16 protein-coding genes are annotated in these 16,608 nt (G+C 67.8%); 10 read left to right on the top strand and 6 right to left on the bottom strand.

Annotated elements, in window-relative coordinates:
* The first annotated feature begins 2 nt into the window (after nt 1-2).
* The 4 genes from pstA to phoB are packed head-to-tail and all read left to right on the top strand — an operon-like array spanning nt 3 to nt 3,202.
* Nucleotides 3-875 (top strand): phosphate ABC transporter permease PstA, encoded by an 873-nt coding sequence (gene pstA / locus PKE75_RS10795; RefSeq protein WP_271168734.1) that lies wholly within the window; start codon nt 3-5, stop codon nt 873-875.
* Nucleotides 872-1,726, top strand: a complete 855-nt coding sequence (pstB, locus tag PKE75_RS10790) for a phosphate ABC transporter ATP-binding protein PstB (RefSeq protein ID WP_271168733.1) — start codon at nt 872-874, stop codon at nt 1,724-1,726. The genes pstA and pstB overlap by 4 nt, the downstream gene beginning before the upstream one ends.
* A 49-nt stretch (nt 1,727-1,775) precedes the next feature.
* Nucleotides 1,776-2,483 (top strand): phosphate signaling complex protein PhoU, encoded by a 708-nt coding sequence (gene phoU / locus PKE75_RS10785; protein ID WP_271168732.1) that lies wholly within the window; start codon nt 1,776-1,778, stop codon nt 2,481-2,483.
* A gap of 17 nt (nt 2,484-2,500) precedes the next feature.
* Complete coding sequence (gene phoB / locus PKE75_RS10780; protein WP_271169177.1) at nt 2,501-3,202, top strand: phosphate regulon transcriptional regulator PhoB; 702 nt, start codon at nt 2,501-2,503, stop codon at nt 3,200-3,202.
* A gap of 75 nt (nt 3,203-3,277) precedes the next feature.
* Here phoB and PKE75_RS10775 read toward each other — a convergent pair whose 3' ends face one another.
* A complete protein-coding gene (locus PKE75_RS10775) occupies nt 3,278-3,823 on the bottom strand; it encodes a GcrA family cell cycle regulator (protein ID WP_271168731.1) in 546 nt (181 codons plus the stop codon).
* 435 nt (nt 3,824-4,258) lie between these two features.
* Between PKE75_RS10775 and PKE75_RS10770 the strand changes: the two genes are divergently transcribed.
* The 5 genes from PKE75_RS10770 (at nt 4,259) to apaG (ending at nt 8,560) form a co-directional block, all read left to right on the top strand.
* Nucleotides 4,259-5,446, top strand: coding sequence for an aspartate aminotransferase family protein (locus PKE75_RS10770; protein ID WP_271169176.1), 1,188 nt, complete (start codon nt 4,259-4,261; stop codon nt 5,444-5,446).
* Nucleotides 5,443-6,378: an ornithine carbamoyltransferase gene (gene argF, locus PKE75_RS10765; protein WP_271168730.1), complete on the top strand. Its 936-nt coding sequence runs from the start codon at nt 5,443-5,445 to the stop codon at nt 6,376-6,378. The genes PKE75_RS10770 and argF overlap by 4 nt, the downstream gene beginning before the upstream one ends.
* Before the next feature lie 39 nt (nt 6,379-6,417).
* A complete protein-coding gene (locus PKE75_RS10760) occupies nt 6,418-7,017 on the top strand; it encodes an HdeD family acid-resistance protein (protein ID WP_271168729.1) in 600 nt (199 codons plus the stop codon).
* Nucleotides 7,018-7,074: 57 nt separating this feature from the next.
* Nucleotides 7,075-8,067, top strand: a complete 993-nt coding sequence (locus PKE75_RS10755; protein WP_271168728.1) for an Hsp33 family molecular chaperone — start codon at nt 7,075-7,077, stop codon at nt 8,065-8,067.
* A 61-nt stretch (nt 8,068-8,128) separates the two neighbouring features.
* Complete coding sequence (gene apaG, locus PKE75_RS10750) at nt 8,129-8,560, top strand: Co2+/Mg2+ efflux protein ApaG (RefSeq protein WP_271168727.1); 432 nt, start codon at nt 8,129-8,131, stop codon at nt 8,558-8,560.
* 45 nt (nt 8,561-8,605) lie between these two features.
* Here the strand turns inward: apaG and PKE75_RS10745 are convergent, their stop codons facing one another.
* From PKE75_RS10745 to PKE75_RS10735, 3 genes are all read right to left on the bottom strand, one after another.
* Complete coding sequence (locus PKE75_RS10745) at nt 8,606-9,079, bottom strand: hypothetical protein (protein ID WP_271168726.1); 474 nt, start codon at nt 9,077-9,079, stop codon at nt 8,606-8,608.
* Nucleotides 9,080-9,156: 77 nt separating this feature from the next.
* Nucleotides 9,157-9,873 (bottom strand): DUF6030 family protein, encoded by a 717-nt coding sequence (locus tag PKE75_RS10740; RefSeq protein WP_271168725.1) that lies wholly within the window; start codon nt 9,871-9,873, stop codon nt 9,157-9,159.
* 84 nt (nt 9,874-9,957) lie between these two features.
* On the bottom strand, nt 9,958-12,180 hold the full coding sequence (locus PKE75_RS10735) for a 3-hydroxyacyl-CoA dehydrogenase NAD-binding domain-containing protein (protein WP_271168724.1): 2,223 nt from the start codon (nt 12,178-12,180) through the stop codon (nt 9,958-9,960).
* Between the two features lie 156 nt (nt 12,181-12,336).
* Here PKE75_RS10735 and PKE75_RS10730 point away from each other — a divergent pair, with 156 nt between their 5' ends.
* Nucleotides 12,337-13,404: a Fic family protein gene (locus tag PKE75_RS10730; protein ID WP_271168723.1), complete on the top strand. Its 1,068-nt coding sequence runs from the start codon at nt 12,337-12,339 to the stop codon at nt 13,402-13,404.
* A gap of 62 nt (nt 13,405-13,466) precedes the next feature.
* On the opposite strand, the gene PKE75_RS10725 is transcribed toward PKE75_RS10730, so the two are convergent.
* Both PKE75_RS10725 and PKE75_RS10720 read right to left on the bottom strand, forming a co-directional pair.
* Entirely contained in the window at nt 13,467-14,675 is a 1,209-nt protein-coding gene (locus tag PKE75_RS10725; RefSeq protein ID WP_271168722.1) for an acetyl-CoA C-acetyltransferase, read from the bottom strand.
* A gap of 77 nt (nt 14,676-14,752) precedes the next feature.
* Nucleotides 14,753-16,537, bottom strand: a complete 1,785-nt coding sequence (locus PKE75_RS10720; protein ID WP_271168721.1) for an acyl-CoA dehydrogenase C-terminal domain-containing protein — start codon at nt 16,535-16,537, stop codon at nt 14,753-14,755.
* Between the last annotated feature and the right edge of the window lie 71 nt (nt 16,538-16,608).

Genomic DNA, 16,608 nt, shown 5'->3' with positions numbered 1-16,608 from the left:
CGATGTCGCTCATGGAGCCGCACGCCCACTCCGCCGACCATCCGCTCTACCGGCGCCGGCGCCGCAAGAGCGCGATCATGATGACGCTGTCGCTCGCGGCCGCGCTGTTCGGCATCGCCTGGCTGGTCGCGATCCTCGCCACCCTGCTGTTCAAGGGCGTCGGCGGCCTGTCGCTGGCCGCCTTCACCGAGAACACGCCGCCGCCCGGCTCCGAGGGCGGTCTGCTCAACGCCATCGTCGGCAGCCTGATCATGACGGCGATCGGCGTCGCGATCGGCACGCCGGTCGGCATTCTCGCCGGCACCTACATGGCCGAATACGGCAAGCACAACAGGCTCTCGACAGTCGTGCGCTTCATCAACGACATCCTGCTGAGCGCGCCGTCGATCGTCGTCGGCCTGTTCGTCTACGAGGTGGTCGTGGTCAAGATGGGCCACTTCTCCGGCATCGCCGGCGCGCTTGCGCTCGCCATCATCGTGGTGCCGGTGGTCGTGCGCACCACCGAGGACATGCTGAATCTGGTGCCGCATCAGCTGCGCGAGGCGGCCTCCGCGCTCGGCCTGCCGCGCTCCACGGTCATCCAGCGCATCGCCTACAAGGCGGCCCAGGCCGGCATCATCACCGGCGTGCTGCTCGCCATCGCCCGCGTCAGCGGAGAGACCGCGCCGCTGCTGTTCACGGCTCTGAACAACCAGTTCTGGAGCTCGAACCTGAACGCGCCGATGGCGAGCCTGCCCGTCGTGATCTTCCAGTTCGCGCTCAGCCCCTACACCGACTGGCAACAGCTCGCCTGGACCGGCGCGCTCATCGTAACGTTCGCGGTCCTTGCGCTCAGCATCGCGGCCCGCATCCTCGCAGCCCGGAGCGGAAAATGACGAGTACCGACATGGCCCGAACGTCCGCCGTCCCCCAGTCCCCGTCCGCGCCGGCCCGCCCGGCTTCTTCCGCCAACGCCTTTGTCGGCGCTGGGAACAAGGAGAAGATCTCGGTCCGCGGCCTCAAGTTCTATTACGGAGACTCGCTCGCGCTGAAGGGCGTCGACCTGCCGATCTACGAGCGCAAGGTCACCGCCTTCATCGGCCCCTCCGGCTGCGGCAAGTCCACGCTGCTCAGGGTGCTGAACCGGATGTACGACCTCTATCCGAAGCAGCGCGCCGAAGGTCAGGCGCTGCTCGACGGCGTCGACATCCTGTCGCCGAAGCTCGACCTGAACCTGCTGCGCTCGCGCGTCGGCATGGTGTTCCAGAAGCCGACGCCGTTCCCGATGTCGATCTACGACAACATCGCCTTCGGCGTCCGGCTCTACGAGACCATCTCGAAGTCGGAGCTCGACGGCCGGGTCGAGGCGGCGCTGCGCCGCGCCGCGCTGTGGAACGAGGTCAAGGACAAGCTCGACGCCAGCGGCCTCAGCCTCTCCGGCGGCCAGCAGCAGCGCCTGTGCATCGCCCGTTCGATCGCGGTGCGCCCGGAAGTGATCCTGCTCGACGAACCCTGCTCGGCGCTCGACCCGATCTCGACCGCCAAGATCGAGGAGCTGATCGATGAACTGAAGGCCGACTACACGATCGCGATCGTCACCCACAACATGCAGCAGGCCTCGCGCACCTCCGAATACACCGCGTTCATGTATCTCGGAGAGCTGATCGAATTCGGCGAAACGCAACAGATCTTCATGAGTCCTCATGACAGGCGAACGCAAGATTACATCACGGGCCGCTTCGGCTGAGCTGTTGAAGCGCACCGGCTTCAACATGACTGATGAGAGCGACAAGGCCATGACCGACCATATCGTGAGCGCGTTCGACGCGGATCTGAAGCAGCTCGGCGACAAGCTCGCCGAGATGGGCGGGCTCTGCGAGAAGCTCGTCGCGGAGTCGGTCGACGCGCTGCTCCGCCGCGACACGGCGCTCGCGCGCCGCGTGATCGACTGGGACCGTTCGATCGACCGGCTCCAGCAGGAGATCGAGGAGCGCGCGGTCAACACCATCGCCCGCCGCGCGCCGGTCGCGGTCGACCTGCGCGAGGTGGTCGCGGCGCTGCGCATCGCAAACGACCTCGAGCGCATCGGCGATCTCGCGAAGAACATCGCCAAGCGCGTCGTCGCGCTCGAGGGCCAGTTCCAGCCGCCGAAGCTCGCCGGCGGCGTCGCCCACATCTCGGACCTGACGCTCGGCCAGCTCAAGGACGTGCTCGACGCCTACACCCGCCGCGACGAGGAGCGGGCGATGGAGGTGTGGAACCGCGACGGCGAGATCGACGCGCTCTACAACTCGCTGTTCCGCGAGCTGCTCACCTACATGATGGAGGATCCGCGCAACATCGGGTTCTGCGCGCATCTCCTGTTCTGCGCCAAGAACATCGAGCGCATCGGCGACCACGCGACCAACGTCGCCGAGACCGTCTACTACCTCGTCCACGGCGTGCCGCTGACGGAAGAGCGGCCGAAAGCCGATCTGACCAGCACCACGACGCTCAACTTCTGATCCGGGAGGACGCCGTGATGAAGCCGCGCGTGATGATCGTCGAGGACGAGGAGCCGCTGATCATGCTGCTCCGCTACAACCTCGAGGCGGAAGGCTATGACGTCGACTCCGTCGCCCGCGGCGACGAGGCCGAGATCCGCCTCCAGGAGGGCGCGCCCGACCTCATATTGCTCGACTGGATGCTGCCGGGCGTCTCCGGCATCGAGCTCTGCCGGCGCCTCCGGGCGCGCCCCGAGACCGAGCTGCTGCCGATCATCATGCTCACCGCCCGCGGCGAGGAGGGCGAACGCATCCGCGGCCTCGCGACCGGCGCTGACGATTATGTCGTGAAGCCGTTCTCGGTGCCGGAGCTTCTGGCGCGGGTCCGCGCGCTGCTGAGGCGCGCCAAGCCCGAGCATATCTCGAAGACGCTGAAGGCCGGGGACATCGAGCTCGACCGCGAGAACCGCCGCGTCCGCCGCCACGCCCGCGAGGTGCATCTCGGCCCGACCGAGTTCCGCCTGCTCGAATTCCTGATGCAGTCGGCGGGGCGCGTGTTCTCCCGCGAGCAGCTGCTCGACGGCGTCTGGGGCCGCGACGTCTATGTCGACGAGCGCACCGTCGACGTCCATGTCGGCCGCCTCCGCAAGGCGATCAACCGCGGCCGCAAGCCCGACCCGATCCGCACTGTTCGCGGAGCCGGCTATTCATTCGACGAAAATTTCACCCGCGCCAGCTGATCGGTCCACTCTTGTCCGGACAAAGAAAAAGGCCGCGGTCCAGCCGCGGCCTTTTTGTCGTCGGGAGCGAAGGCGTCAGTGCGTGAACGCCTGCGGGCGGCGATCGCGACGGCGATCGTGAGCCGGCTGGTAAGCGATCGCGGCGTGGTGGCCGCAATAGGCGTCGCCGGGCGAGCAACGGCCGCCGCAGAAGCGGAAATCGGTCTGGCTGGGATCGCCGAGGGGCCAGCGGCACATGTTCTCGCGCAGCTCCATGATCGTGACCCGCTCGCAGACCAGCTGAGAGGTCTCGACCAGCCCGATCGGCACGATGCGCGGGGCGGGCGTCGGGCGCGGCGCGGAGACCGCGGGGGCCAGCGCCACGTTGCCGTGGACCGCATAGGACGGCTCGCGCGGCGCGGAGGTCGCCTGCCGGCGCGGGGCGCTGGCTGCGGGCTTCGCCCGCAGTCTGGCGACGCCGGTCGGGGCGGCCTTGGCGCGGCCCGAGAGGCCGAGGCGATGGACCTTGCCGATCACCGCGTTGCGGGTGACGCCGCCAAGCTCGGCTGCGATCTGGCTCGCGCTCAGGCCGTCGGCCCAGCGCTTCTTCAGAAGCTCGACGCGCTCATCGGTCCACTGCATCGGATCCTCCAGTTCCCGCTTCCCGGAATCCCTCCGCGCCCGCCGTCACGCGCTGGTCGCGCGCTCGGGCGGCGTCGCCGCCGGAATCCGCTGAAAACGAATGAGCACGAGCTGTCGTGCTTAACGGTTTTTAAAGTACGATATGCAGCGACTCACCGTAAAGAGTCCCGAATGCAACAGTGGGGTTTTCAACAGGCCGATCTCCGGGTGTTTTCCACAGGGCCGTCCACACTGTCCGAATTGCCAGAAAACCTCAGGAAAGAGCCGCTTGGCCGATTGACACGAGGGCTCCGGTTCATATTATCCCCCGCGCAAGGGAGCCGCTCGGCTGAGCGGCTCTTTTCTTTTTTTCAAGCCCTGCGGCTCCGACCGGCGTGACGGCGCGGCGCCGGTGGCGCCGAAGGGTTCGGCCTCGTGACCGACGCATCCGCTCTGATGCCTGTTTTCGCCCGCTCTCCGCTCGCTTTCGAGCGTGGCGAGGGCTGCTGGCTGATCACCGCCGAAGGCGACCGCTACCTCGATTTCGCGGCCGGCATCGCCGTGAACTCACTGGGCCACGGCCATCCGCATCTGGTCGAGGCGCTGAAAACCCAGGCCGAGAAGCTCTGGCACGTCTCCAACCTCTATTCGATCCCGGAAGGCGAGCGGCTGGCGAAGCGCCTCGCCGACAACAGCTTCGCCGACGTGGTGTTCTTCGCCAATTCCGGCGCGGAGGCGCTCGAGGCCTCGATCAAGCTCGCGCGCAAGCACTTCCATCATAAGGGCGAAGGCGAGCGCTACCGGCTGATCACCTTCGAGGGTGCGTTCCACGGCCGCACGCTCGCGACCATCGCGGCCGGCGGCCAGCAGAAATATCTCGAGGGCTTCGGACCCAAGGTCGAGGGCTTCGATCAGGTTCCGTTCGGCGATCTCGCGGCGGTGGAGGCCGCGATCGGCCCGGAGACCGCGGGCGTTCTCGTGGAGCCTCTGCAGGGCGAAGGCGGCGTCCGCGTGCTGCCGCCCTCGACGCTGCGGGCCTTGCGCGAGATCTGCGACCGAGAGGGACTGCTGCTCGTGGTCGACGAGGTGCAGTGCGGCGTCGGACGCACCGGCAAGCTGTTCGCCTATGAGCATGCCGGAATCCTGCCGGACGTCATGGCGATCGCCAAAGGCATCGGCGGCGGCTTCCCGATGGGCGCATGCCTGGCGACCCGCGAGGCGGCGGACGGCATGACCGCCGGCGTCCACGGCTCGACCTTCGGCGGCAATCCGCTGGCCATGGCGGTCGGCAACGCCGTGCTCGACGTTGTGCTGGCGCCCGGCTTCCTCGAGCATGTCCAGCAGATGGGCCTGCTGTTCCGCCAGCGGCTGGCGGAGGTGATCGACGCGCATCCGTCGTCCGTCGCGGAGGTTCGGGGCGAGGGGCTGCTGCTCGGCCTGCGCTGCGTCGCGCCGAATGGCGACGTCGTCGTGGCGCTTCGGGGCGAGGGGCTGCTCACCGTCGGCGCCGGGGAAAATGTGGTCCGGCTCTTGCCTCCGTTGATTGCGACCGAGGTCGAGATCGGCGAGGCGGTCGCGCGGATCGACCGCGGCCTCAGCGCATTGGAAGGGCGCATGATCGGCGCCCGGGGAGCCGCGGAATGACCGCGAACGGCATCAGGCATTTCCTTGATCTGTCCGACTTCAGCGGCGCGACTCTGCGCGATATCGTCGACGCCGGCGCCGCCATGAAGGCGCGCCGCCGCACGCCGGCCGACGCCGGCGACAAGCCGCTCGCCGGCAAGTTCGTCGCCATGGTGTTCGAGCAGCCGTCGCTCCGCACGCGCATGTCGTTCGACGTCGGCATCCGCGAGCTCGGCGGCGAGCCGGTGATGGTGACGGGCAAGGAGATCGAGCTCGGCGAGCGCGAGGCGATCGCCGACACCGCGCGCGTGCTGTCGCGCTTCGTCGACGCCATCATGATCCGCATGCTGAAGCACGACGCGCTGCTGGAGCTCGCCAAATACGCGACCGTCCCCGTGATCAACGGGCTGACGAAGAAGTCCCACCCTTGCCAGGTGATGGCCGACCTCCTCACCTTCGAGGAGCACAAGGGCCCGATCCGCGGCCGCACCGTCGCCTGGACGGGGGACTCGAACAACGTGCTGGCCTCCTGGATCGAGGCCGCCGCGCGCTTCGACTTCCGCCTGCGCGTCGCGACGCCGCCGGAGCTCGCGCCGGGCGCGGCGATCGTCGACTGGGCGAAGCGCGAAGGCGCGGACGTCTCCCTCGGCCATGACGCGGAGGAGGCGGTTTCGGGCGCCGACGCCGTCGTGACCGACAGCTGGGTCTCGATGGGCGACGGCGACGGCGAACGCCGCCACAACCTGCTGAAACCCTTCCAGGTCGACGAGCGGCTGATGGGATTGGCCGCCCCCGACGCGATCTTCATGCACTGCCTTCCCGCCCACCGCGGCGAGGAGGTGACGGACGCCGTCATCGACGGCCCGCAGTCGGTCGTGTTCGACGAGGCCGAGAACCGCCTCCACGCCCAGAAGGGCGTTCTGGCGTGGTGCTTCGGAGCCGTATCGGCGTAAGCTGTCGGGCGCACCGGATCGACTGGAGATTTCACGCCAATGTCGGATTTCGCCCAGAAGTGGGGTCAGTCCATCGCTCTGCCGTACGCGCAGCGCTGGAGGACGGTCGCGATACGCGGGGCGTTGGCGGTGGCGTTCGGCCTCGTCGCCCTGTTCGCGCCGGGCCCGACCCTGCTGTCCTTCGTCCTGCTGTTTGCGATCTACGCCGTGGCGGACGGGGCCGCTGAGCTCTATCTCGCCGCCCGGGGCGCCGGCGACGGGATCGGCTGGCGGCGCTGGGCTCCTCTGGTTCTGGGCGGCGTGGCGAGCCTCGCCGCCGCGGCCGTGGCTCTGCTGTGGCCCGACATCACGGTGCTGGTCTTCATCCTGCTGATGGCCTTCTGGTCCTTCGTCTCGGGGGTGATGATGGTCGCCGCCGCGGTGTTCTTCGGGGCGGCGCCCGGCCGCCTGTGGCTTGCGCTCGCGGGCGTGGCGTCGATCGTTTTCGGCGCGGCGCTCGCCGTCGCGCCGCTCGTCGGCGCGCTGGTGCTGACCTGGTGGCTCGGCGCCTATGCGCTCGCCTTCGGCGTGGCCCTGCTCATCATGGCCTACCGGCTGCGCGCCCACGACCGATCGCCGCCGGCCATCGGGAGCGCATGAGCCGCCCGACGCCGTGACCTTCCGCTTGCGGCCTGCGATCGCTAAGTATCGGCGATCATGACAGACCAATCCCAGACAAGCCTCCGCCAGGACGGCGACGACCGCATCCTGCCGTTCCAGATCGAGGCGCTCGACGTGCGCGGCCGCGTTGTCCGGCTCGGCCCGTCGATCGACCGCGTGATCGAGCGCCACGCCTATCCGCCCGCCGTCTCCAAGGTGCTGGGCGAGGCGGTGGCGCTCACCGTGCTGCTCGGCTCCTCGCTCAAGATCGACGGCCGCTTCCAGCTGCAGACGCGCACCGACGGGCCGATCGGCATGCTGGTCGTCGACTTCGAGGCGCCGGACAAGATCCGCGCCTGCGCGCGCTTCGACGAGAGCAGGCTTTACGACGTCCGCGGCACCGGCGCGCTGCTCGGCGCCGGCCACATGGCGCTGACCATCGACCAGGGGCCGGACCTGTCGTCGCGCTACCAGGGCGTCGTCGCGCTGGAGGGCGGCTCGCTCGAAGACGCCGCCCACGCCTATTTCCGCCAGTCCGAGCAGATCCCGACCCGCGTCCGTCTCGCCGTCGCGGAGACGCTCGCTCCCGGCGCCAGCCATTCCTGGCGTGCGGGCGGCATGCTCGTGCAGTTCCTGCCCGACGCGCCCGATCGCATGCGGATGCCCGATCTCGCGCCCGGCGACGCGCCGGAAGGCGTCGAGTCCGGCGACGAGCCGGAGGACGACGACGCCTGGATCGAGGCGCAGTCGCTCGTCGGCACAGTGGAGGACCACGAGCTGATCGACCCGACGCTGGAGCCCGAACGGCTGCTGATCCGCCTGTTCAACGAGCGCGACATCCGCGTGTTCGAAAGCCGCGGCGTGCGGGAGGCCTGCCGGTGCTCGCGCGAGCGCGTGCTCGGCATGCTCAAGAGCTTCACGCCGGAGGAGCGCCTCGACATGCGCGCCGACGACGGCTCGATCGAGGTGACCTGCGACTTCTGCTCGACCCGATACGCCTTCACCGCCGAGGAGGCGGTGGCGCTGGGCGATCCGGAAGACGGTGGGTGACAAGCCCCGCGACCGTGCAACCGCTTGACGCCGACCGGAACGCCACGCTTATGATTCTCGCATGAAGGCGTCGGAGAGTTCTCAGAGTCGCGATGGGGGATCGTGGACGGCCACCACGCGGGCCATCCGCGTGACCGTGGCGCCGCGCTTCCTGCCCGACGAGTCCGCGCCCGACGAGGACCGTTTCGTGTTCGCCTACACGGTCGAGATCGTGAACGAGGGCGAGGAGACGGTGCGCCTGATCGCGCGGCACTGGCGCATCACCGACGGCCGCGGCCGCACCGAGGAGGTGCGGGGACCGGGCGTCGTCGGCGAGCAGCCGACGCTCGAGCCCGGCCAGTCCTTCACCTACACCTCCGGCGCGCCGCTGCCGACGCCGTCCGGCATCATGGTCGGCGACTACCATATGCTGACCGACGCCGGTCAGCCCTTCGTGGTCGCGATCCCCGCCTTCGCGCTCGAAAGCCCCCACACGGTCCGCACGCTGCACTGAGCGTTCTGATCCCTTCCCTTGCAAGGGAAGGGATCAGGGCCGCCGTCACAGCCGCTCGCCCTGGGGCGGGTCTTCCTTCTGCATCTCGTCGGCGAAGCGCTTCAGGCGCCTGAGCGCGCGTTCGATGAAGCTGGTGACGCGGTCGAACTGCTCGTCGCTCGGCAGGTCGAGCTTCGGATCCTTTGCCTGCGGCCCGTCGCCCGGCGGCAGCGGCGGCGCGGGCGGCAGGCCGGACGGCGACTGCCTGACCTGCGCCTCGAGCGCCGCGACCCGGGCTTCGAGGCGCGCGATCTCGGACGCGTCCGGCGGCGTCCCGGCTTCCGAAACGGGTTTGCAGGCGTAACCGTCGCCCGAGGCCGCGCAGAACGAGGTCGCGCCGGTTTCCCGATCGAGCCTCAGGAAGCCGCCCTCGGCCGGCTGGATCTGGAACCGGTCGCCGCCGGGCGGCGGCGCCGCCCACGCCGGCGGCAGCGTCAAGGTCGCCGCGAGCGCGGCGACGGCGAAGGGAAGCGCGCGCATGGGCCGTCTCCTCAAATGGCGTCCCGCCGATCATCCGCCTGAAGCATGGCGCCGGGGAGGCGCCTTGTCCCGTCGCCTCAGGGGCGCAGCGGCGGCGCGAAGCGGTCCTCACCGCCGGCGCCGAGCCGGGCCGGAAAGGTGACGATCAGGTTGGCGCGCAGGCTCGGCCCGAACTCCTTCCGGAGGTCATAGACCACGCCGCGGTCGGCGAACCGGCCGTCGCGCATCAGGTCGATCGCCTCGAGCGCAGCGTCTGGCGGCTGACCGCCGAGCGCCCGGAGCATGCGGCGCAGCAGGTCCTTCGCGATCTCCCTGGTGACCGGCGCGGTGGAGGCGTCGAGCAGGTTGAGCTTGATGCGCAGGAGCGAGACCCGGTCGTCGTCGTCTCCGCGCGCCGTGACGAACAGGCTGGAGACCGTCGCCTCGTCGCCGTCGACCGGCTTCAGGATGTCGGCCACGCAGGTCCATCCGCGGTCGGGCGGCTCGTTCGGTTGGAAGACCGGGTTGTGCAACCCCATCCCCTCCAGCGCCTTGCAGAACGCCGTGGGCTTGGCCAGCGGCAGCGTGACGAAGGCCGAGGGCGCGTCGGGCGCAGGCTGGAGCGGATCGACGGAGACCAGCGGCCGCAGCCGTTCGGGCTCTTCGGGGGCGGGCGGCGGCGCGCTCGGCGGAGGGGCTGCGCCGGGGGCCGGGCGCGCCGGCGTCAGTTCCAGGACGACGACGGCCGCGATGGCGGCAGCCGCCAACAGCGCCGCCGCGGCGAGGAGCAACGCTATGAGGCGACTGGCGTGCATCGGCGTCCCGCGCGCGGCTCCGCTGTGGCGCGGCGCTGCTGAGCCGGCTTTAGCGGTCGATGCGGCCCGACCGCAAGCCTGCCCTCACGCCGCCTCGGCCGCGGCGGCGGCCGTGGGGCTGGCGAAGCGGCCGTAGAACGTCTCATCGCTCTCCGCGAGGTCGGTCAGCAGGGCGTTCGGACGGAAGCGAAGCCCGTGTTTCGCCTCGAGCGACCGGGCGAGAGCCAAGAAGGCCGCGGCGCCCATGCCGTCGATGAAGGAGAGCGGGCCGCCCGTGAAGGGCGCGAAGCCGAAGCCGAGGATCGCGCCGACGTCGGCCTCGCGCACGTCGGTGATGACGCCTTCCTCGACCGTCCGTGACGCCTCCAGCGCCTGCGTCACCAGCAGGCGGTTGCGCAGCTCGGTCAGGTCAATGGTCTCGGGGTCGAGCTTGATCTCCTGCAGCGCGGAAAGCCCCGGCCACAGCCGCTTCTTGCCCCCTTCGGGATAGTCGTAAAAACCCTTGCCGTTCTTGCGGCCGAGCCTGCCTTCGGTCTCGACCAGCGCAGTCAGCAGCTTTTCCTGCGCCGGGGGGATGGCTATGGGACCGAACTGCTTCTTGGTCGCGCGCAGGATCTTGAGGCCGAGGTCGAGGGCCACCTCGTCGTTGAGGGAGAGCGGCCCGACCGGCATGCCCGCCTGCTTTGCGACGTTCTCGATCATCGCCGCCGGCACCCCTTCGGTCAGCAACAGGTGGCCTTCGAGCAGATAGGCGATGACGCAGCGATTGGCGAAGAAGCCGCGCCTGTCCCTGACCACGATCGGCGTCTTCCGGATCATGCGGACGTAGTCGAGCGCTGTCGCCAGCGCGACGTCGCCGGTCTTGTCGCCCACGATGACCTCGACCAGCTGCATCTTCTCCACCGGCGAGAAGAAGTGGATGCCGACGAAGTTCTCCGGCCGCTTCGAAGCCTTGGCGAGGCCGGAGATCGGCAGCGTCGAGGTGTTGGAGGCGAAGATCGCGTCCTCGCCGAGCGCGTCCTCGACGCTGGCGATCACTTCGGCCTTGACCTTGGGGTCCTCGAACACCGCCTCGATCACGAGCTGGCACTCGCCGAGCGCCGCATAGTCCGGCGTCGCCGTGATGCGCCCGACCAGCGCGTCGCGCTCCGCGCCGGAAGCTCTGCCCTTCACGACCTGATCGGAGATCAGCTTGCGGGCGAATTCCTTGCCCTTGTCGGCGGTTTCCTGATCGCGGTCGACCAGCACGACGTCCAGCCCCGCCTGCGCGGAGACGTAAGCGACGCCCGCTCCCATGAAGCCCGCGCCGACCACCCCGACCTTGGCGAGCCTGATCTCCGGGACGCCCTTCGGCCGCCGCGCGCCCTTGTTCAGCTCCTGCATCGAGACGAACAGGGTGCGGATCATCGCCGCCGCTTCAGGGCTACGCAGCACCTTGGCGAAATGCCTGCTCTCGACGGTGAGCGCGAGATCCATCGGCAGCTGAAGCCCGTCGAACGCCGCCTGCAGCATGCCGCGGATCGCGGGATAATTGTCCTGCGTCTCCCGGCGATAGATCGCGTTTGCCGCCGGAAACGTCATGAATCCGGCCTTCGACCACACCGGGCCGCCGGGCAGCTTGAATCCTTTCTCGTCCCACGGCTTCACCGCCTTCGGCGCGGTCTTCAGCCAGGCGCGGGCGCGCTCGACGATCTCAGCCTGCGGCGCGACCTCGTCGACGAGGCGCATGGCGCGGGCCTTGTCGGGGCGGATCTGCTCGCCCTTCATCAGCATCTGCAACGCGTCCTGCGGCGGCATGATGCGCGAGATGCGGGTGGTGCCGCCGGCGCCCGGGAACAGCCCGACCTTCACCTCCGGCAGCCCGACGCGGGTCGACGGATCGTTCGAGGCGACCCGGTAATGGCAGGCGAGAGCGAGCTCGAACGCCCCGCCGAGGCATACGCCGTGTATCACCACGGCCCAAGGCTTTCCGCAGGTCTCGATGCGCCGGTAGAGCTGGCTGAGCCGCCGGCTCTCGTCGAACACAGCCTTCGCCGCCGCCTTCTCGCCGTCCTCGGCCTTCTTTGTCGCGTAGAGCCGCGCGATGCCTTCCAGCATCGTGAGGTCCGCGCCGCCGGAAAACGCCTTCTTGGCGGAGGAGACGATCACGCCCTTCACCGCCTCATCGGCGATCACGCGGTCTGCCACCCGCCCCAGCTCGTCGATCGCCTCGGCGGTCAGCACGTTCATCGAGCGGCCGGGCATGTCCCAGACGACCGAGAGGATTCCGTCGGCGTCGAGCTCGGTGCGGAAGCTGGCTTCGGTCATGAAGGTCTATCCTTTATCTTTCGATCGGTAGCTTGCACGGGAATATGTCCGATGTGATACGCGCATTTGTAATGCGGAGCCGCGATTCACAGCGCTCTTGCTTGTGCGAATGAGAAAGGTCCTTATTGAGCGACTTAAAAAGTGATGGGGGCCTTTATGGCGTCGCTGGTTCCCGAGGTCCTTGATCGTCTGTCTTTGACCCATGATCTTGTGTCCACGATCCGCGCAATTGGGGAGGGCAAGGGGAAGCAGGACTTGTTTCAAGAGCGCGCTCCAGACGTATTGGAAAATTTGAGGCAGGTCGCGATCATTGAAAGCACGGAATCGTCCAACCGTTTGGAAGGCGTGACGGTTCCTCGCACAATGTTGGAGCGGTTGGTTGATGGGGCAGAGCCGAGCGCAGGCAACCGATCTGAGGGAGAGATCGCAGGGTACCGCTATGTACTTGGTCTGATTCATGAGAGGCAAGAATATATAGAGCTAACCCCAAATATTATTCGCCAACTCCATCGCGATCTTTTCCGTTATACCGGAGTTTCTGGAGGGGAATGGAAGAGGGGCGATAATAGCATTACGGAACGGCGCCCTGATGGCACGGTATTCGTGCGGTTCCAGCCCACCCCCGCATGGCAGACGGATGAAGCCATGAGAGAACTCCAATCCAACTATGTTGCTTCTGCCGATACGGACGTAGACCCGCTGATCCTTGTGGCGTTGTATATCCTCGATTTTTTATGTGTGCACCCATTCTCGGATGGTAATGGCCGCATGGTCAGGCTTTTAAGCGTGCTGCTCTTATATCGAGAAGATTATAACGTTGTGCGCTATGTCTCTCTTGAGCGTCTCATTGAGCAGTCAAAAGACAGTTATTATGATACGCTCTATCGCTCTAGTCAGGGCTGGCATTTAAATAAACATGATCCTATGCCTTGGGTGTCGTATTTCCTTGGCGTAGTAAGTGCTGCTTATACGGAATTCGAACGGGGTGTCGGGGACCTGAAGGACGGGAGAGGCATGAAGACCCGCATGGTTCTTCAAGCCGTCGAGGGCATGATCGGGGACTTCTCAATTTCTGAATTGCACATGCGTTGCCCCAGCGTCGGATGGGATATGGTGCGCTATGTCCTTCGGAACGAACGTGAGGCTGGGCGTTTAGAGGTTGTCGGTAAAGGTCGCGGCTCCCGTTGGAGGCGCATTGACGCTATCGGAGAGGATGGCCGATAATGGGGTAATGGGCGGGCGTTCATTACCCCAATTCCAGGTGATTTTACCTCATTAATTGCATCTCACACCCTCTCGATGATCGTCGCGGTTCCCATGCCCGCCCCGATGCACAGCGTCACGAGCGCGGTCTCTTTGCCAGATCGCTCGAGTTCGTCGATCGCGGCGCCGAGGATCATCGCGCCGGTCGCGCCGAGCGGGTGGCCCATGGCGATCGCGCCGCCGTTGACGTTGACGTTGGACATGTCGAGGTCGAAGGCCTGGAGATAGCGCAGCACGACCGCGGCGAAGGCCTCGTTGACCTCGAACAGGTCGATGTCGCCGATCTCCATCCCCGCGCGTTTCAGGACCTTCTTCGTCACGTCGACCGGGCCGGTCAGCATCAGCGCGGGCTCCGACCCGATGTTCGCGAAGGCGCGAATGCGAGCGCGGGGTTTAATGCCCGCCGCGACGCCGGCCTCCTTCGAGCCCACCAGCACCGCGGCCGCGCCGTCGACGATGCCGGACGAATTGCCGGCGTGGTGCACGTGCTCGACCCGCTCGATCTCGGGGTGCGCGTACACGGCGACCGCGTCGAAGCCGCCGAGGTCGCCCATCTCGGCGAACGAGGCCTTGAGGGCGCCGAGCGACTGCATGGACGTCTCGGGCCGCAAGTGCTCGTCGCGGTCGAGCAGCACGATGTCGTTGACGTCGACGACAGGGACGACCGACTCTGCGAAGCGGCCATCGTCCCAGGCGGCGACGGCGCGCTTCTGGCTCTCCACCGCATAGGCGTCGACGTCGTCGCGCGTGAACCCGTATTTGGTCGCGATCAGGTCGGCCGAGACGCCCTGCGGCATGAAGTAGGATTTAATGGCGATCGCCGGGTCCATCGGCCAGGCGCCGCCGGAGGCGCCGAGCCCCACGCGGCTCATGCTCTCGACGCCGCCGCCGACCACGAGGTCGTGCTGCCCCGCCATCACCTGCGCCGCCGCGAAGTTCACCGCGTCGAGCCCGGAAGCGCAGAACCGGTTGATCTGCACGCCCGGAACCTGAATGCCGTAGTCGGCCGCGAGCGCCGCTGCGCGCGCGATGTCGCCGCCTGCCTCGCCGACAGGGTCGACGCAGCCGAGCACGACGTCGTCGATCATCGAGGCGTCGAGATGGTTGCGCTCGGCCAACGCCTTCAGCGCGGTGACGGCGAGCTGAAGCGTCGACACCTCGTGCAGCGCCCCGTCCGGCTTGCCGCGCCCGCGCGGGGTCCGCACCGCGTCAAAGATGAAGGCGTCGGGCATCAGTCGCTTACTCCGCTATGTCCGCGTCATGCCCGGCGAAGCCGGGCGTGACAGCCTCGGCGCGATGCGCGTCGTCCTCAAAACGCCTCCGCCGGCAGCGCCATGATCGTCTCCGACCCCGCGGATATCCGCGCGAGCCGCGTCGCGGTCTCCGGCAGGCAGCACTCCATGAAGAAGCGGCCGGTCATCAGCTTGGCGTCCATGCCGTCCGCGCCTTCGGCTTTCTTCGTGAGCGCGGCCTTGGCGATCAGCGCCCACATGTAGCCCAGCGCCACGAGGCCGAAGAGGTGCATGTAATCCGTCGCGCCGGCCCCGGCGTTGTCGGGCTTCGCCATGGCGTTCGCCATGAACCACATCGTCGCCTTCTGCAGGTCCTCGCGCGCCCGCTTCAGCGGCTCGAGGAACGCCTCGAGGCCCTCCTCGCCGGCGTTCTCGGATAGAAAACCGTCCACCTCCCGGAAGAAGGCCATGATCGCCCGGCCCCCGTCGCGCGGCAGCTTGCGGCCGACGAGATCCATCGCCTGTACGCCGTTCGCGCCCTCGTAGATCATGGCGATCCGGGCGTCGCGGACGAACTGCTCCATGCCGTAATCCGCGACATAGCCATGGCCGCCGAACATCTGCTGCGCCTTCACCGCATTGTCGAAGCCCACGTCAGTGATCACGCCTTTTATGACAGGCGTAAGAAGGCCCATGTGGTCTTCGCCGGCCTGGGCTTCGGCCGCGTCGCTGCTGACGCGGGCGACGTCGCCGCGGATCGCGGTCCACAGGATCAGCGCCCGCGCGGCCTCGTTGAACGCCTTGATCGAGAGCAGCGTGCGCCTGACGTCGGCGTGCGCGATGATCGGGTCGGCGGGCTTCGACGGCTCCTTCGGGCCTGACAGCGCGCGTCCCTGCAGGCGCTCCTTGGCGTAGGCCGCGGCGTTCTGGTAGGCGACCTCGGACTGTGACAGGCCCTGGACGCCGACGCCGAGCCTGGCTTCGTTCATCATCGTGAACATGGCGGGCAGGCCGCGGTTCTCGACGCCCACCAGCCAGCCGGTCGCGCCGTCGTAGTTCATCACGCAGGTCGCGTTGGCGTGGATGCCCATCTTGCGCTCGATCGCGCCGCAGGAGACGGCGTTGCGCTCCCCGAGCGAGCCGTCCTCATTGACGAGGATCTTCGGCACGACGAACAGCGAGATGCCCTTGGTGCCATCCGGCGCCCCCTCGATGCGGGCCAGGACGAGGTGGACGATGTTCTCCGCCAGATCGTGCTCGCCCGCGGATATGAAGATCTTCGTGCCGGCGATGCGGTAGGAGCCGTCGGCCTGGGGGGCCGCCCTGGTCCTGATCAGCCCGAGGTCGGTGCCGCAATGCGGCTCGGTCAGGTTCATCGTGCCGGTCCATGTCCCGGCGACGAGGTTCGGCAGGTAGGCGCGCTTCTGCTCGTCCGAGCCGTGCAGCGTCAGCGCCGCGATCGCCCCTTGCGTCAGGCCCGGATACATCCCGAAGGCCATGTTGGCGGAGGAGATGAATTCGTTGACGGCGGTCGAGATGACGTGGGGCAGCCCCTGGCCGCCATACTGCGGATCGGCCGAAAGCCCGCCCCAGCCGGCGTCGGTCAGCGCCTTGTAGGCTTGCCTGAAGCCGTTCGGCGTCACGACGTCGCCGTTGGCGAGCCGCGTGCAGCCCTGCAGGTCGCCCGGCGCGTTGAGCGGCTGAAGCACGGTCTCGGAGAACTTCGCGGCCTCCGTCAGCACCGCGGAGACCAGGTCGCGGCTCAGTTCGGAGAAGCCGGGGAGGTTCGCGCGCCGCTCGACGCCGAGCACGTCGTAGAGCAGGAACAGCGTGTCGTCGACAGGCGCCCGATAACTCGGCATTCCGGATCCGGGTTGCGATCGTGTGCCTGCACAAGTGACACAGAACGAGCCGCCGGGAAACCGCGGCGCGC

The organism is Hansschlegelia plantiphila (assembly GCF_027922265.1).
GTDB classification, from domain to species: domain Bacteria; phylum Pseudomonadota; class Alphaproteobacteria; order Rhizobiales; family Methylopilaceae; genus Methylopila; species Methylopila plantiphila.
Note: the sequence above shows the minus strand (reverse complement) of the source record. Positions and strands in the feature narration are given on the sequence as shown.

What these genes read in the sequence shown, in the direction of transcription:
- PKE75_RS10745 (WP_271168726.1), bottom strand. Translation starts at nt 9,079, where the DNA reads ATGCGCGCGCTTCCCTTCGCCGTCGCCGCGCTCGCGGCGACCTTGACG.
- PKE75_RS10730 (WP_271168723.1), top strand. Translation starts at nt 12,337, where the DNA reads ATGGCGTCGCTGGTTCCCGAGGTCCTTGATCGTCTGTCTTTGACCCAT.
- argF (WP_271168730.1), top strand. Translation starts at nt 5,443, where the DNA reads ATGACCGCGAACGGCATCAGGCATTTCCTTGATCTGTCCGACTTCAGC.
- PKE75_RS10760 (WP_271168729.1), top strand. Translation starts at nt 6,418, where the DNA reads ATGTCGGATTTCGCCCAGAAGTGGGGTCAGTCCATCGCTCTGCCGTAC.
- pstB (WP_271168733.1), top strand. Translation starts at nt 872, where the DNA reads ATGACGAGTACCGACATGGCCCGAACGTCCGCCGTCCCCCAGTCCCCG.
- PKE75_RS10755 (WP_271168728.1), top strand. Translation starts at nt 7,075, where the DNA reads ATGACAGACCAATCCCAGACAAGCCTCCGCCAGGACGGCGACGACCGC.
- PKE75_RS10735 (WP_271168724.1), bottom strand. Translation starts at nt 12,180, where the DNA reads ATGACCGAAGCCAGCTTCCGCACCGAGCTCGACGCCGACGGAATCCTC.
- PKE75_RS10770 (WP_271169176.1), top strand. Translation starts at nt 4,259, where the DNA reads ATGCCTGTTTTCGCCCGCTCTCCGCTCGCTTTCGAGCGTGGCGAGGGC.
- PKE75_RS10725 (WP_271168722.1), bottom strand. Translation starts at nt 14,675, where the DNA reads ATGCCCGACGCCTTCATCTTTGACGCGGTGCGGACCCCGCGCGGGCGC.
- apaG (WP_271168727.1), top strand. Translation starts at nt 8,129, where the DNA reads ATGAAGGCGTCGGAGAGTTCTCAGAGTCGCGATGGGGGATCGTGGACG.
- phoB (WP_271169177.1), top strand. Translation starts at nt 2,501, where the DNA reads ATGAAGCCGCGCGTGATGATCGTCGAGGACGAGGAGCCGCTGATCATG.
- PKE75_RS10720 (WP_271168721.1), bottom strand. Translation starts at nt 16,537, where the DNA reads ATGCCGAGTTATCGGGCGCCTGTCGACGACACGCTGTTCCTGCTCTAC.
- PKE75_RS10775 (WP_271168731.1), bottom strand. Translation starts at nt 3,823, where the DNA reads ATGCAGTGGACCGATGAGCGCGTCGAGCTTCTGAAGAAGCGCTGGGCC.
- PKE75_RS10740 (WP_271168725.1), bottom strand. Translation starts at nt 9,873, where the DNA reads ATGCACGCCAGTCGCCTCATAGCGTTGCTCCTCGCCGCGGCGGCGCTG.
- phoU (WP_271168732.1), top strand. Translation starts at nt 1,776, where the DNA reads ATGACCGACCATATCGTGAGCGCGTTCGACGCGGATCTGAAGCAGCTC.
- pstA (WP_271168734.1), top strand. Translation starts at nt 3, where the DNA reads ATGTCGCTCATGGAGCCGCACGCCCACTCCGCCGACCATCCGCTCTAC.